Here is a 12,621-nt window from a genome sequence, read left to right on the forward strand (position 1 = left end):
CATGAAGGCGGTTAGAAAAGAGAGCCAGAACGGCTACGTGCTCATCACCGCTGCGCGGAACGAAGAGCTCTTCATTGAGCGGGCGATCGTGAGCGTCGCCAGGCAGACGGTGCTCCCCCTGCGGTGGATCATCGTGGACAACGGTTCCACAGACCGTACCCGGGAAGTGGTGACACGGAATCTGGCTCGGTACCCTTTCTTGCGCCTCATGGTGGTGAAGCCGTCCGGTGAGCAATTCGCGCAAAAGGTACACGCCATCAATCTGGCCTATGAGCAGCTCCGTCCCTTGCCGTTCGCGTTCGTGGGGGTATTGGACGCCGACATCACCGTGGAGCCACGTTACTACGAGCAGCTCCTGGCTCTGTTTGGCCAGATGCCGCGGTTGGGCATTGCCGGCGGGACCATTCTGGAACCGACCAGGGGTGCCTTTCGCGCACGTTATGGCAACGCGCCGGACTATGTGGCCGGCGCAGTGCAGATGTTCAGGCGGCGGTGCTTTGAGGCCATCGGCGGGTACATGCCTCTTCCTTTTGCGCATGAGGATACTGTTGCCAGCGAAATGGCGCGTATGCGAGGGTGGGAGGTCGTGTCTTTTCCACATCTCCAGGCCTGGCACCATCGTCAATCCGGGACTGGCCATGGACGGCTGTTACGTGCCCGTTTCTGCCAGGGTCAAGCGGACTATGCCGTGGGTTACCACCCGCTCTTCGAACTCGTCAAATTCGCACGTCGTTTGAACGAAGTACCGTGGCTTGTGGGGAGCACGCTGCGCTTGAGCGGCTATCTCTGGGCGGCTTTGCGAAGGATGCAGCGGCCTGTGGACCGCCAATTTGTGGCCCATTTGCGAGCAAGGCAAATGGCGCGCGTCACTCAACTGTTGCGGAGAAGGGCCCTCTATGCCTAAACGACTCTTCCGATTGTTTGTCAGCGCTGCTGTGTGGGTCTTGGACAGCATAGTCGACGGGGTGCGCACGCTACTCGGCGTATCCACGTCAAGCCGCTGGGTAGTCTTGTACTATCACACTGTGACGGCCCAGGGAGCTGGCGCATTCGCCCGCCAGATGGAGATGGCTCTTCGCTGCGCACTGCCTGTCCCTGCCGACGCGACCGTTTTGCCCTCAGGGAAGCGGTGCTTTTCTGTCACGTTTGACGACGCCCTGGTCGTTTCTGCGGAACATGCCCTCCCGGTGCTGCGGGCACGCGGTATTCCTGCTGCGGTGTTTGTGCCTACGGGCTTTCTTGGGCGCACTGCCGGATGGGAGATGGTACGGGGCTGTAGCGAAGAGGCCCAAAGGGTCATGAGTGAGGCAGAACTGCTTCAGCTTGATGCCCAGCTTGTGAGCCTGGGTTCGCATTCTGTCACCCATCCCTGCCTGTCGACCTTGCCCGCAACAGAGTTGGAGCGCGAGCTCACCGACTCGCGGAGCGCGCTGGAGGCCATGACTGGACGGGAAGTCACAATGTTCAGCTTTCCTTATGGCGACTATGACGCTCGGGTGTGCGCTGCCTTGCACAAGACGGGCTACACGCGGGCGTTTTCCATCACCCCGACGTTGGTGACCAGCGAGCAGGTACCACTTGTCGTTGGTAGGGTGAAAGTGGATCCCAGCGACTGGCCGATAGAGTTCTTTCTGAAAATTCGCGGTGCCTACCGGTGGCTTGCCTGTGCCAGCCGGACAAAGGCCCATTTTGTTCCGAGGAAGATCAATGGCCGGATAGTTGCGCCCCGGGCGTCCTCTTGGCCGGCAGCCCGTGGCAAGTGCAGAATGGTGGGGCGCATGACCGGTGAGACGATTGAGCAAGGAGCTTCGCAATGAGTGGACCTCGCAGGTTGTCGGCACGTTATGCGGTGTCGGTATGTCCTCTTCGAAGGCACGAGTGGGATGCGGTGGTGGCCGATTTCGCTGACCTCACGGTGTATCAGACTTGGGCCTATGGCGCGGTGCGCTGGGGCGAGCAGAACATCACCCACCTTCTGCTGCGGCGCTCCGGCAAGATAGTGGCGGCAGCACAGGCACGCCTATTTCGCGCACCCATGCTCGGCCTCGGCGTTGCCTACGTGCGTTATGGTCCTCTGTTTCGCAACGGCGCAACCGAGGAAACGTTGGAGACCTTTCGGCAGGCAGTGCGAGCTCTGCGCAATGAGTTCGTGTGCGCCCGGAGGTTGATCTTGCGCCTGAACGTGAATCTTTGGTCTCTGGGCAATCCAGAACCGTACAAAAGGGTACTTGTGGATGAGGGTTTTCGCCCGGCGCCGTTCATTCCCCCACTGCGGACGCTGGTGGTGGACCTTCGGCCGACGCTCGAGGAGTTGCGCGCCAATCTCCTCCAGAGGTGGCGCAACAACCTCAACCAGGCAGAAAGACGTTTCGGTGTTGCTGTCAGGTCCGGAACTAGCGCTGAGTTTTTTTCGGAGTTCATGAAGGTTTACCGCACCATGGTGGAGGCAAAGGGCTTTGCTACTTTCACCAGAGTCGAGGAGTTTGCGGCCATGCAGGAACTCCTGGCGCCGGAACAGAAGCAGCTGGTCGTGCTCGGTCACACAGCTGGACGGGTCGTAGCCGGCGCCGTCCTGTCGTGGACGGGAGAGAAGGGCATCATGCTTCTGGCGGCAAGCAACCAGGAGGGGCGGGCTACCCGTGCCTCTTTTGCCGTGCAGTGGCACGCCTTAGAACAGCTGAAGGCTCGTGGCTGCAAATGGTATGACTTGGGGGGCATCGACCCCGTGACCAACCCGGGTGGATACCACTTCAAACAGGGGTTGGCGGGCAAATTGGGCGAGGAAGCGGTTTATCTTGGGCAGTTCGAGAGCTGTCCGGACATGCTTCGCGCTACGGCCTTGGGAGCAGTGCAGGCCCTGCAAACCACCTACCGTCGCACCAGGTTAGCTCTGAGTGCACTGCACTCGCGCCGGGCCTTGCGACGAGCGGCGCGCGCAGGCGCCACAAAGCCTGAGGAAAGCACTACCGTTGCCCTGGAGGCAGCGGACCTAACAAGGGGCCAGAAATGAAGGCCTATGTCTCTCACACACACGGCTGGGGCAGACCTATGAAAATCGCGGTAACTGGTTGCGCAGGGTTTATTGGCTCTCACTTGCTCGATGCTCTCCTGGAAGAGGGCCATGTTGTTGTTGGCATCGACAACCTGTCAATGGGGACTTTAGACAACGTGCGGCACCACTTGGGCAATCCGCGCTTCAGCTTTCACTGCGAGGACGTGCGGCGCCGCACGGTTTTGCGCCGCATCTGCAAAGGGGCCGACGTCATCGTACACCTGGCCGCCTTCAAAATCCCCCGTTATGGCAAGAGCATCGATACCCTTCTCGTCAACAGTCAGGGGACTCACGCCGTCCTGGAGGTGGCACGGAGCACAGGAGCGAAAGTGGTGCTGGCTTCCACCTCGGACGTATACGGCAAGAACGAGCACTTGCCGTTCCACGAAGAAAGCGACTCGGTCTTCGGCAGCAGCAAGGTAGCGCGCTGGGGTTACGCCGTGTCGAAGGTGTTTGACGAACACCTTGCCTTTGCTTATCAGGAGGAATACGGCATCCCAGTGGTGGTTCTCCGGATCTTTGGTTCCTATGGGCCTCGCCATCACCTCTCCTGGTGGGGCGGTCCACAGGCAGTATTCATCGGCCACATTTTGCGCGGGGAGGCGGTGCCGATTCATGGCGATGGACTGCAGACCCGTACCTTTGCCTACGTGTCTGATGTGGTGAATGGAATAGGGCGGGCGATAACTTCCGAGGCAGCCAACGGAGAAATCCTCAATCTGGGCGGCACCCAGGAGATCACCATCCTGGAGCTAGCCCACTTGATCCATCGCCTGTGCAGAACAGGGCGTCCACTGGCCCTGGAGTTTGTCCCGTACTCATCGTTCAATGGTCGTCCTTACCAAGACGTGCGCCGGCGCGTGCCGGACCTCCGGAAAGCGCAGAGGCTGCTCGGTTATGTCCCCGCAGTCAGTCTTGAAGAGGGCCTGCAGAGGACCATTCGCTGGCAGCGTAAGGTAATGGGACTCTACGAGGCTTCAACCGGGTGTATGGTCGCACGGGCTGCGAGCGTTGTCGCTGGTTAAGGAGGGCACGTGGGTAAAGACATCGCCATAGTTGGGGGCGGCATGCTTGGCATGGCCCTGGCCCACAGATTGGCTGGACAAGGCAAGCGTGTTGCCCTGTTTGAGGCCCAGCCCGAACTCGGCGGGCTTGCTGGAAGTGCCCGGATTGGCAGCGTCCGCTGGGACCGGTACTACCACGTGATTCTGCCCGGTGACTCGTGCCTCCTTGCGCTGCTTGCGGAGCTGGGGCTCTCCAAGCAGGTAGTCTGGGAGCAAACCCGCACCGGCCTGTTCATCGATGGCGCACTCCACTCAGTGTCGTCGGCACGGGAATTTGCTCTGTTACCGGTCCTCTCGGTGGTGGATCGGCTCCGCTTTGGGCTCAATGTTCTGTACGCTTCCAGGCTGAGGAACTGGCGAAGTTTGGACAGGGTATCTGCAGTCGCATGGCTCCGCAGATGGTCAGGCCGGAACGTGTGTGCCCGCATCTGGGTGCCACTGCTGCGCGCCAAGCTTGGGGAGGAGTATAGCCGTGCCTCGGCCGCGTTCATCTGGGCCACGGTGCGCAGGTTGTATGGCGCCCGGGTTAGTGGCGACAAAAAGGAAAAACTCGGTTACGTGCAAGGAGGGTATGGCTCGGTGGTAGGCGCCATGAAGCGGGTGCTCGAAAAGCGCGGCGTGACCCTCAAGTGCGACCATCGGCTTTGGCGCGTTGAGCCTCGTGAGCAAGGGGGCTTTCTTCTCCATTTTGCGAACGGGGCGGTTCACCGCGCTGCCAAGGTGGTGCTCACCGTGCCCAACCCGACCATACTGTCTTCCTGCCCCTGGCTCAGCGAAACAGAGCAGACACAGCTACGAAAGGCAAGTTACATGGGGATTGTCTGTTTGGCCCTGCTTCTGCGGAAGCCTCTGGGAGGATACTACCTCACTAACATCGCTGACGAAGGCCTACCATTCACCGGGATTATCGAGATGTCTGCCCTGGTGGGAGCCGATTCTTTCCAGGGTTACACGCTGGTGTATTTGCCCAAGTATGTGCCTTCTGATGATCAGTTGTTCCTCACTCCGGACGAAGAGGTGCTGGAATCTTTCCTTAACGGTTTGCAGCGAATGTACCCGGCGCTCAAGCAAGAAGACATAGCAGGGTGGACTGTGACCAGGGATGGGCACGTGTTCGCTTTGCCGACCCTGGGCTATTCGGAAATAGCGCCGCCAATGCGCGCGAGCACGCCGGGCCTCTTTATCGTTAATTCGGCGCAAATTGTTTCCACCACGCTCAATGTGAACGAAGCGGTGCGCCAGGCAGAGGAAGCGGCAACAGTCATCGGGAGTTCGTGATGGGCACGGTCGAGGCCCGGATGGGCGACAGCAGACCCTTGGCGACCATTTCGCTGGACCTAGACGACAAATGGTCCTACATGCGCACTCGCGGGGATGCCCGCTGGCAGGAGTTCCCGTCGTACCTACAGGTGGCGGTGCCCCGCATCCTTTCGTTCCTGGCTCCCCGCAATCTGCGCCTCACCTTTTTTGTTGTCGGACACGATGCGGCCCGCACACAGAACCAGGATTTGCTTAGGGCTATCGTTGAGGAGGGACACGAGCTGGGGAATCACTCCTATCATCACGAGCCGTGGCTGCAGCGCTATACGCGCGAGGACATCAAGCTGGAGGTGCTCGCTACCCATGAGGAACTGGTCCGCATCACGGGGACAGCGCCTGTTGGCTTCCGCGGTCCCGGCTTCAGCTGGAGCCCCTCGCTCATTGAGGTATTGGCCGAGCTGGACTACTCGTTCGACGCCTCCTCGCTGCCGACGGTCTTGGCACCGCTGGCTAGAGCGTACTTCCTCAAGAGAAGCACGCTGTCCGAAGAAGAGCGCAGACACCGGGAGGGCCTTTTTGGCACCTTCCGCGACGGCCTGAGGCCTGTGGGCCCGCACTTTTTGACCGCGAACGGTCGCCGCGTGGTGGAGATCCCGGTCACGACCATACCCGGGCTGAGAACTCCTTTTCACCTCAGTTACCTGATGTACCTGGCGGAAAAGTCTCGGCCTCTCATGAGGGCCTACTTTGAGCTTGCGCTGTTCCTCTGTCGGGCCACGGGCACGCCTCCCAGTTTTCTCCTACATCCGCTTGACTTTCTGGACGTGGAGGATGCGCCAGAGCTCGCGTTCTTCCCAGCCATGAGGGTGCGCTGGCAGGACAAACTTGACGTGGCCGACGAGGTATTGGGCCGGTTGGTCTCTTGCTACTCCCTGCGACCCATGGGCGAGTTCGCGCAGCATTTGAGGAAAGAAAAACTTCCCGTGCTGGCTGTGCACACAGGAGGAGAGTCTCAATGACCATTGGTACCAGGCGACACGTGATTACCGTGTTGCTCCACGACTACTACCACCGCTGTGTGTTCCGGAAGGTGATCGGCACCCGCCAGTGGCACCGGCTGAGCTCTCGAATTGATGAGAACGTCGACAAGGTATGTAGTCTTCTTGAAGCCTACGGCGTGAAAGCGACCTTTTTCACTCTGGGATGGCTGGCCGAGCAGAGGCCTGAGCTGGTGCGGCGCCTGGTGGCAGAGGGCCACGAGATTGCCAGCGCCGGTTACTTGCCCCAGGATGTGCGAAGACTGACTCCGGAGCAATTCCGTGAGGACCTGCACAGGGCCGAGGAAGCGCTGGTGGCAGCCGGAGCGCCCCGCGTGCTTGGCTATCGCTGTGCATTGGGCTGGCTTTCTCCTGCAGATCGTTGGGTCCTGGACGTGCTCATCGACGAAGGGTACCGCTATGACGCCAGCATGCGCCCACGCCTTTGGTCTCTCAGGGGCGACTGTGACTGTCGCCGGCTGCATCTCTACGAGAACGCGCGGGGACGCCTATGGGAATTGCCGCCGCCCACCGCTCGGGTGTTAGGTTTCAATGTCCCGGTTGCCGGCGGCAATTATCTGAGGCAGCTGCCGCAATGGTTCACTCGGCGCGGGTTCCAGCGCTGGACCTTGGAGAACGCCGAGCCGTTCGTGCTCTACTTCCATCCATGGGAGTTGGACGTGGAATTGCCCCGCATCAACAACATGGGCGTACTCGCCCATGTGCGGCAATATCGCAATCTTGGGCGCATTGCGGAGCACCTTCACCTGTATCTGAAGAACGCCCAGTTTGAAAGCGTGAGCCAGTACCTGGGTTTGGACCCGGTTCCTCAAGCTGCTGGAGCGGTGCGTTCGGAGGGGGTTAGCCTATGCCGGGTCGACCTGACAAAAGATGGTGCAGCGCGCGGTGAACCCGTGACGCTGGTTATTCCCTGCTACAACGAGACCAGCTCTCTGACATATTTGTCCCATGCGCTGGCGGACTTGAAACGCGCCGCGGAAGGGAAGTACCGCTTCACCTTCCTCTTCGTTGACGACGCCAGCAGCGATGGAACTGGCGAGGAGCTACTCCGGATGTTTCAGGGCCGAAGCGACTGTCGTGTCCTTCGGCACGGGAGCAATCGCGGTGTGGCCGCAGCTATTCAGACTGGCCTACGGGCGGCAGACACGGAGATGGTCTGCTCCATCGACGCCGATTGCACTTACGACCCGCTTGATCTGTTGGAAATGATACCCCTTTTGCGTGAGGGGGTGGACGTCGTGGTTGCCTCACCCTACCATCGGCAAGGGGCAGTGTTCAATGTGCCACGCTGGCGTCTGTTGCTCTCTAAGCACCTGTCCAAGGCCTACCACCTGGTATTCCGCAACAAGCTGGCCACCTATTCGAGCTGTTGCCGTGTTTATCGCCGCAGCGCCGTGGCGGATCTGACTCTGTCACACGGCAACTTTATCGGCATCGTGGAGCTCCTCGCCAAGGTGGACCAAGCCGGCGGAAGAATCGTCGAGTTCCCCACCGTGCTGCACAGCAGGTTGCTTGGCTACTCCAAGATGAAGGTAGTAAGCACGATCCGGGGACATTTGCGCCTGCTGCTCGACCTCGCCGCACAGCGGTTGCGGACAAGTCTTCGTTCTGAGTGCGCCCGAACCCGCGTCGGAATAGCAGACGGCGTACCAAAGGGAACCAGGCCTGAACCACATCCTGAGCCCGCCGTTACGGTGGAGTGACGGGCGCCCGATGAAGAGAAAGCTGTCACATGGCGGGCTGTACGCGCTCCTCCTCGGCCTTGGAGTCTGGCTGCGGGCCATAGACCTGTGGCGTCCGGTGGATGGCTCGGTACGGGAAGCTTGGCGCGAGTGCGACATGGCCGCGGTAGCGCGCAATTTCTACCAGGAGGGAATGAACATACTCTATCCGCGCATTGACTGGCGCGGTGATGGGCCGGGATATGCCGAGATGGAATTCCCAGCCCTCTCATGGCAAATCGCCCTGCTGTACAAGATCCTGGGCCTTCGCGAGCAGGTGGGGAGGTTAGTGCCCTTTGTTTTCTCCATCGGCTCTATGCTGGCGTTTTTTGCGCTTGCTCGCAGGTTCCTGCGTCCTCAAGCTGCACTTGCTGCCGCGGCCTTTTTCGTGCTAAGCCCCCTTAGCATCAGGGTCGCCAACTCTCTGCAACCAGAAGCCATCATGCTTTTCTTCATCATCCTGGCGGTGTACACGTTCCTCCGCTGGCTAGACGAGGAGAAGTGGCTCTGGTACTGGCTTACCGCAGGGAGTGCCTCCTGTGCCCTCCTGGCAAAGGTGAACAGCGCTCACATTGGGTTGCTGTTCCTTGGCCTGGTTCTTGTGCGCAAGGGGCGCCGAGGGCTAAGAAGCAGACGCTTGTGGGCATTGGCGGCGCTCATCGTACTCCCTGCGGTGCTCTGGTATACGCATGCCCATCGGTTGTGGCTGGACTACGGCAACTCGCTTGGCCTGTCCAACGAATACCACTGGATCGGGTTGGACTTTTTCACGAACCCGCGCTTCGTCTTGGGCATCCTAAGGATAGAGGCGCTCTTTGTATGGATGCCTTTAGGCTGGGTTGTCGCTGCCTATGGTCTCTGGCGGAGGCGGGAGCGGGGCGCCATCCTCGCTGCCCTGTGGACGCTGGCGGTATTGGTCTATTATGTCATCGCATCGCGCACTACCAGCGAGGACTGGTCCATCTACTATCACGTGGCAAGTGTGCCGCCAGCGGCGTTACTGTTTGGCCATGGGCTAGGGGAGGTAGTGAGAGGGTCGCAGCGGCGAAGGAGCGTGGGGTTGGTCGTCGCAGGGGCATTAGCGGTAATAATTGTTCTTGCGCGCCTCCTGACTAGCTTTCGACCCACGATCCTAGCGGCAGGTCTAATTACGGGTGGAGGGGCGATTGTGGCGTTAGGGTTCCCGAGGGCAAGCGGCGGGCCCAAGCCCGTTCTGGGGTGGCATGGCTGGCTGGGCAGAGCATGCATTCCTTTCTGTGCCGCCTCCTCGCTGATTCTGTGCGGTTTCCGGATCGCGAAGGATGTGCATCCTTCCCACATGCAGGCAATCTACCAGTGCGCGCGAGAAGTGCGGCACCACATCCCAGCCGACGATTTGATCGTCGCCTCTGGCGGGCACAGTGTGGATGAGGACGGCTACCCTCTGGCCATAAATGCTCCCTACCTTTTCTATTGGCTGGAGCACAAAGGCTTCAATGTTGCGATTGAGAACCAGTCTTTCGCTGCCCTGGAGAGTTTGGCCATGCGCGGAGCGCGTTGGTTTGTGGCGGAGCGCGAAGCTGTGGCCCAAAAGCCAGGGTTCGCTCAGGAGCTGGCCGAGCGTTTTCCCCTGGTGGCGGAATGTGGTGACCTCCAGGTTTTTCGGCTCGTGCCTGCCGATGCTTCGGCATGTGGTGAAGTCGAGGCTCGCCTTTCTCTTTCCTATGCGAAAACGGAGGAGCACTAAGAATGCGTACCCCTCTCCGCCTATTGCCCAAGAATGCACTTGTTCGGACCGGACCTGTAGACCATGCCGATTGGAATTTTCGGCCCCTACTCGGTTTCATCCAGCGCCAGAGGTTTAGACTTTGTCGGAAGCTGCTGCAGGAGATTGACTCCGGGCCGGTGCTTGAAATAGGGTACGGCAGCGGCATTTTCCTGCCAGAGCTGACGCACATTACCGCACCCGTCATGGGTGCGGACGTGCACCAGTTTGCCGCGGCGGTGCGAGCAGTGTTGCGCGGCGAAGGGGTGAAGGCCCACCTAGTCAGGGCCAGCGCCGAGAACATCCCTTTTCTCGACGCAAGCTTCCAAGCCGTGGTGGCCATTAGCGCCCTTGAATTCGTGCCCGACCTCTCACGCGCCTGCCGAGAGATACGCCGCGTCCTCAAGCCATCTGGTGCCCTGGTCGTTGTCACACCCGGGGCCTCCCCCCTCATCGATCTGGGGTTCAGGCTCCTGACCGGTGTGAATCCTGCGCAGGATTTTGGCAATAGACGAGAAATGATTTGCGGTTGCCTGCTCGAGCACTTCACATTGGATAAGGAATTGCGTTTCCCACCCGGGGTGGGCAGAAGCCTTCGTCTTTATCGCGCCATGCGGTTACGACCTTTGCCTCTGCCCCAGGGCACGTCCATCCATCACGTCCCCTCGAAAATGGCTCGGGTTGCGTGCACTCCATGACTCGTAGCCCGTCAATTCGCGTTCACCCATTAACTCTGTGGAGCAGCATGGTCACTGCCAAAACGCTTGCTCTCTTGTTGGCCTGCTTGGTAGGTGTCGGGAGGGCACAGTCCGAGAAGCGCATCTACATTGCCAACGACGACCACACCGACTACATGTGGCGCGCGGATGAAGAAACCTACCGGCAGGCGTTTCTCTCCATGCTCGACTATTACCTGGACTTGGCAGACGCCACGGCGGGCGAGCCTTCGGATTTCCAAAGCCGCTTTAACTGCGACGGAAGCTACTGGGTTTGGACCTACCAGAAGCACCGCTCTGCGGCTGAATTTGCCCGGCTCGTGGATCGCATGCGCAGCGGACACATCGGCGTGCCGCTCAATCCCCTTGTCGTCTGCTACGGGGGCATGCCAATGGAGGGCGTGCTGCGCAGCATGTACTACCCAGGTTCGTTAGAGCGGCGATTCGGACTAAAGTTTCCCATAGCGATTTCCATGGAGAATCAGACCCTCCCTTATGGGCTCGGCGCCCTGTGGGCAGGTGCTGGGGCTCGCTACTCGTGGAAAGGTGTTTGTGCCTGCCTCACGCAGATCGAGGACATCTATGGTCGGCCGCACGAGGCCTATTGGTGGGAGGGGCCGGATGGAAGCAGGATCCTCATGAAATGGTATTCCATGGTCTATCACGGCAACCAGGGGCCGGGGGGATACGCTGAAGCGTACGACACCTTTGGCGTCATCGACTTTGTAGATGCGGACCCCTACTTTCGTTCCATCTACCCCTACTCGGTCATTGGTTTGTTCGGGAAAGGATGGGATGAGCTGCAGGTACTCACCGACGAATTCGTTCGCGCTGCGAAGGAAAAAACGCTTCCTGGAAGGCGGGTGATTGTCTCCAACGAACTGGATTTCTTTCAGGACTTTGAGGCCACCTATGGGAACAACCTACCGACCCTTGCCTGCAGTTTTGGGAATGAATGGGACCTTTATTGCGCCTCCATGGCGGAAGTCTCGGCGCGCGTGAAGCGTAGCATCGAGAAATTGCGTGCCGCAGAGGCCTTGGCTGCGCTGGTGTGCGTGCACGAGCCTACATTCATGGCCGGAAGGGAGCAGGCCCGTGAGCGCGCCTGGATGGACATGGGTTTGTACTTCGAACATGCGTGGACCGCTGACGGGCACATCACCAAGCAGGCGCGCGCGGCCTGGCAGCGGCGTATTGCCGAGGAGATCGAGGCCTATGTGGAAAGCCTCTACAGCGATGCGAGCACCCATCTGGGCAGGCTGATTCCTGCAGGGGCCTTTCCGCGCTTTGCGGTGTTTAACCCACTGGGATGGGAGCGCACCGACTATGCGGATCTTCCCTACGAAGGACCCTTCCCCTGCACGGTGGTGGATGTGGAGACAGGCGAACAGGTGCCGGCCCAGAGGCACGCCGTGACAGGGCACGTCACCTTGCGCGTATTGGCTGCGCGGGTACCACCAACAGGCTATCGCGTGTTTGAGGTTCAACCTGGACCCGGCAAAGATTTCCCGCAGTGGGCCCAGACCTCAGGTCCGACGGTCGAAACTGACCTCTACCGCCTAACAGTTTCTGACAACGGTGCCATAACAAGCCTTGTGGATAAACGTCGTGGATACACAGAGCTTGCCGGACAGGAGGGAGGACTCAATTGTCTCGGTCCGGGGAGCGGCACCGTGGTCATGGAGGAAGCGGGACCTGTCTCCGTCACGCTCACAGCCAGCGGCGCCTCGCCCTTGTCTCACGTGACGAGAATCACTTTGTTCCGCGACCTCGATCGGGTTGAGATTCGCAACGAAGTCATGCAGAACTTTTCCCAGCTCTACACATGGGATTTCTCGCACACTTTCCCCGGTGCGGATGTGTGGCATGAGGAGGTCGGTGCTATAATACTAGCGCGCCTGACGACCCAGGGGGGTCACTACTCGCCGCGCAACGCGCGCTACGACTGGTTGACCCTCAACCACTTCGCGGACGTGGGTGCGCAGGGAGCAGGATTTGTCCTGTCC

Annotated in this window: 10 protein-coding genes; all 10 read left to right on the forward strand. The window is 60.0% G+C overall.

What is annotated here, in order from left to right; genetic code table 11:
* Window position 1: 1 nt before the first annotated feature.
* The gene (locus ONB25_04555; GenBank protein MDZ7392161.1) at window positions 2-904 is read left to right on the forward strand and encodes a glycosyltransferase family 2 protein; all 903 of its coding nucleotides are present in this window, start codon (window positions 2-4) and stop codon (window positions 902-904) included.
* A complete protein-coding gene (locus ONB25_04560) occupies window positions 897-1,817 on the forward strand; it encodes a polysaccharide deacetylase family protein (protein ID MDZ7392162.1) in 921 nt (306 codons plus the stop codon). The genes ONB25_04555 and ONB25_04560 overlap by 8 nt, the downstream gene beginning before the upstream one ends.
* On the forward strand, window positions 1,814-3,010 hold the full coding sequence (locus ONB25_04565) for a peptidoglycan bridge formation glycyltransferase FemA/FemB family protein (GenBank protein ID MDZ7392163.1): 1,197 nt from the start codon (window positions 1,814-1,816) through the stop codon (window positions 3,008-3,010). The genes ONB25_04560 and ONB25_04565 overlap by 4 nt, the downstream gene beginning before the upstream one ends.
* Window positions 3,011-3,048: 38 nt before the next feature.
* Window positions 3,049-4,077, forward strand: coding sequence for a GDP-mannose 4,6-dehydratase (locus ONB25_04570; protein MDZ7392164.1), 1,029 nt, complete (start codon window positions 3,049-3,051; stop codon window positions 4,075-4,077).
* A gap of 9 nt (window positions 4,078-4,086) precedes the next feature.
* Window positions 4,087-5,394: an FAD-dependent oxidoreductase gene (locus tag ONB25_04575; GenBank protein ID MDZ7392165.1), complete on the forward strand. Its 1,308-nt coding sequence runs from the start codon at window positions 4,087-4,089 to the stop codon at window positions 5,392-5,394.
* Entirely contained in the window at window positions 5,394-6,395 is a 1,002-nt protein-coding gene (locus tag ONB25_04580; protein ID MDZ7392166.1) for a polysaccharide deacetylase family protein, read from the forward strand. The genes ONB25_04575 and ONB25_04580 overlap by 1 nt, the downstream gene beginning before the upstream one ends.
* Window positions 6,392-8,137, forward strand: a complete 1,746-nt coding sequence (locus tag ONB25_04585; GenBank protein ID MDZ7392167.1) for a glycosyltransferase — start codon at window positions 6,392-6,394, stop codon at window positions 8,135-8,137. Before ONB25_04580 ends, ONB25_04585 begins: the two co-directional genes overlap by 4 nt.
* Before the next feature lie 10 nt (window positions 8,138-8,147).
* Window positions 8,148-9,881: a glycosyltransferase family 39 protein gene (locus ONB25_04590; GenBank protein ID MDZ7392168.1), complete on the forward strand. Its 1,734-nt coding sequence runs from the start codon at window positions 8,148-8,150 to the stop codon at window positions 9,879-9,881.
* 2 nt (window positions 9,882-9,883) lie between these two features.
* The gene (locus ONB25_04595; GenBank protein MDZ7392169.1) at window positions 9,884-10,597 is read left to right on the forward strand and encodes a class I SAM-dependent methyltransferase; all 714 of its coding nucleotides are present in this window, start codon (window positions 9,884-9,886) and stop codon (window positions 10,595-10,597) included.
* Window positions 10,598-10,644: 47 nt separating this feature from the next.
* On the forward strand, window positions 10,645-12,621 hold a 1,977-nt coding region (locus ONB25_04600; protein MDZ7392170.1), incomplete at its 3' end, for a glycoside hydrolase.

This window comes from candidate division KSB1 bacterium, assembly GCA_034506335.1.
Lineage (GTDB): Bacteria > Zhuqueibacterota > Zhuqueibacteria > JANLFK01 > Oleimicrobiaceae > Oleimicrobium.

Excerpts from the sequence above, each read along its gene's own strand:
- ONB25_04555 (MDZ7392161.1), top strand. The coding sequence starts at position 2 with ATGAAGGCGGTTAGAAAAGAGAGCCAGAACGGCTACGTGCTCATCACC.
- ONB25_04560 (MDZ7392162.1), top strand. The coding sequence starts at position 897 with ATGCCTAAACGACTCTTCCGATTGTTTGTCAGCGCTGCTGTGTGGGTC.
- ONB25_04595 (MDZ7392169.1), top strand. The coding sequence starts at position 9,884 with ATGCGTACCCCTCTCCGCCTATTGCCCAAGAATGCACTTGTTCGGACC.
- ONB25_04570 (MDZ7392164.1), top strand. The coding sequence starts at position 3,049 with ATGAAAATCGCGGTAACTGGTTGCGCAGGGTTTATTGGCTCTCACTTG.
- ONB25_04590 (MDZ7392168.1), top strand. The coding sequence starts at position 8,148 with ATGAAGAGAAAGCTGTCACATGGCGGGCTGTACGCGCTCCTCCTCGGC.
- ONB25_04565 (MDZ7392163.1), top strand. The coding sequence starts at position 1,814 with ATGAGTGGACCTCGCAGGTTGTCGGCACGTTATGCGGTGTCGGTATGT.
- ONB25_04580 (MDZ7392166.1), top strand. The coding sequence starts at position 5,394 with ATGGGCACGGTCGAGGCCCGGATGGGCGACAGCAGACCCTTGGCGACC.
- ONB25_04585 (MDZ7392167.1), top strand. The coding sequence starts at position 6,392 with ATGACCATTGGTACCAGGCGACACGTGATTACCGTGTTGCTCCACGAC.